Annotated in this window: 1 protein-coding gene; it reads right to left on the bottom strand. The window is 66.8% G+C overall.

Annotation, left to right across the window (positions count from 1 at the left end):
- Positions 1 to 548 (bottom strand): efflux RND transporter permease subunit (locus HW466_RS31140; RefSeq protein WP_176316147.1); only part of this gene is annotated, 548 nt, incomplete at both ends.

Below are 548 nucleotides of genomic sequence, written 5' to 3'. Positions count from 1 at the left end.
CGACACGGCGATGGTCAGCGCGAACTGCGCGTAGATGATGCCGGTGGCGCCCGGTTGCAGGGCCGAGGGCACGAACACCGCGGCCAGCACCACGGTGATCGCGATGATGGCGCCGGTGATCTGCCCCATCGCCTTGCGGGTGGCCGCGCGTGGGTCCAGCCCCTCCTCGCGCATGATGCGCTCGACGTTCTCGATCACCACGATCGCGTCGTCCACCACGATGCCGATCGCCAGCACCATGCCGAACAGGGTCAGCTGGTTGATCGAGAAGTGCAGGGCCGACAGGCCGATGAAGGTGCCCAGCAGCGCCACCGGGATCACCAGGGTCGGGATGAGGGTGGCACGGATGTTCTGCAGGAAGATCAGCATCACGAAGAACACCAGCACGATCGCTTCCACCAGGGTCTTGACCACGTCGAGGATCGAGGCCGTGATGAAGGGCGTGGTGTCGTAGGGCACGTCCCAGGTGACGCCGTTGGGCAGGTCCTTGGCGAGCACCGCCATCTCGGCCTTGACCGCCTTGGCCACCGCCAGCGCGTTGGCGCCGG

The organism is Burkholderia territorii (genome assembly GCF_902833055.1).
GTDB lineage: Bacteria > Pseudomonadota > Gammaproteobacteria > Burkholderiales > Burkholderiaceae > Burkholderia > Burkholderia territorii.
This window is presented reverse-complemented; position numbering and strand designations above follow the sequence as displayed.